Below are 1,286 nucleotides of genomic sequence, written 5' to 3' on the forward strand. Positions count from 1 at the left end.
GCGACGGCTTCTATCGCCGCACCGCTCTCCGCGCTCAACGCTGTCCTGCTCTCCACACTCAGATCATCTCAGGAGGCACCGACAGAAATAGCGACATAGGCTGTCCTCTAGCGTGAGCATTGAGCCGAGGGACATCCCGCGACACCGGAGTGACCTGAACGGCGGTACCGGTATCCTTAGCAGCCGGTCAAATGCCGCTTGGGCCTGTCCTGACGGTAGAGGTAGCGGCCGGTTTCACGGAAGCCGGCGCGGGCGTACAGCTCACGGGCACCGGCGTTGGAGGCCATGACCAGCAGCCAGTACCCCGCCAGGCCGCGGGCGCCGCCCTCGTGCAGCAGCGCCTGGACCACCCGGCCGCCATAGCCCCGACGCCGCGCATCCGGACGCGTTGCCATGCAGTACAGCCCGCCCCACCCGGGCCCGGACGGGCCGGTGTTGGGCAAGGCGAGGCGTGCGACGGCGGCCGGCGCGCCGCCGTCGTCCCGCACCAGCGCGTACAGCGAGGGGCACCCTTCGAGAATGCCGCGGGCCACGGCGAGCTCGTCCGCTCCCCCGCGGCCGTCGACGCTCCACCACAGTTCCAGCCATTCCGCCGACGGCTCGGCCGAAATTTCCAAAGGCGGCAAGCGCGGCAACCGATGCGGCGACGGCTTCTATCGCCGCACCGCTCTCCGCGCTCAACGCTGTCCTGCTCTCCACACTCAGATCATCTCAGGAGGCACCGACAGAAATAGCGACATAGGCTGTCCTCTAGCGTGAGCATTGAGCCGAGGGACATCCCGCGACACCGGAGTGACCTGAACGGCGGTACCGGTATCCTTAGCAGCCGGTCAAATGCCGCTTGGGCCTGTCCTGACGGTAGAGGTAGCGGCCGGTTTCACGGAAGCCGGCGCGGGCGTACAGCTCACGGGCACCGGCGTTGGAGGCCATGACCAGCAGCCAGTACCCCGCCAGGCCGCGGGCGCCGCCCTCGTGCAGCAGCGCCTGGACCACCCGGCCGCCATAGCCCCGACGCCGCGCATCCGGACGCGTTGCCATGCAGTACAGCCCGCCCCACCCGGGCCCGGACGGGCCGGTGTTGGGCAAGGCGAGGCGTGCGACGGCGGCCGGCGCGCCGCCGTCGTCCCGCACCAGCGCGTACAGCGAGGGGCACCCTTCGAGAATGCCGCGGGCCACGGCGAGCTCGTCCGCTCCCCCGCGGCCGTCGACGCTCCACCACAGTTCCAGCCATTCCGCCGACGGCTCGGCCGAAATTTCCACGGCAGGTTCGGGGCCGCTGGAGTCCG

The 1,286-nt window shown here is 70.1% G+C and carries 2 protein-coding genes; both read right to left on the reverse strand.

Going from position 1 to position 1,286, the window contains the following annotated elements:
* Positions 1–176: 176 nt before the first annotated feature.
* Positions 177–617 carry a GNAT family N-acetyltransferase gene (locus Y706_RS26545; protein WP_343213089.1) on the reverse strand — a complete coding sequence of 147 codons (441 nt, stop codon included), beginning with the start codon at positions 615–617 and terminating at the stop codon, positions 177–179.
* Between the two features lie 202 nt (positions 618–819).
* A partial coding sequence (locus Y706_RS26550; RefSeq protein ID WP_156945209.1) for a GNAT family N-acetyltransferase occupies positions 820–1,286 on the reverse strand: 467 nt, incomplete at its 5' end.

Source organism: Arthrobacter sp. I3 (assembly GCF_000520575.1).
Lineage (GTDB): Bacteria > Actinomycetota > Actinomycetes > Actinomycetales > Micrococcaceae > Arthrobacter > Arthrobacter humicola_A.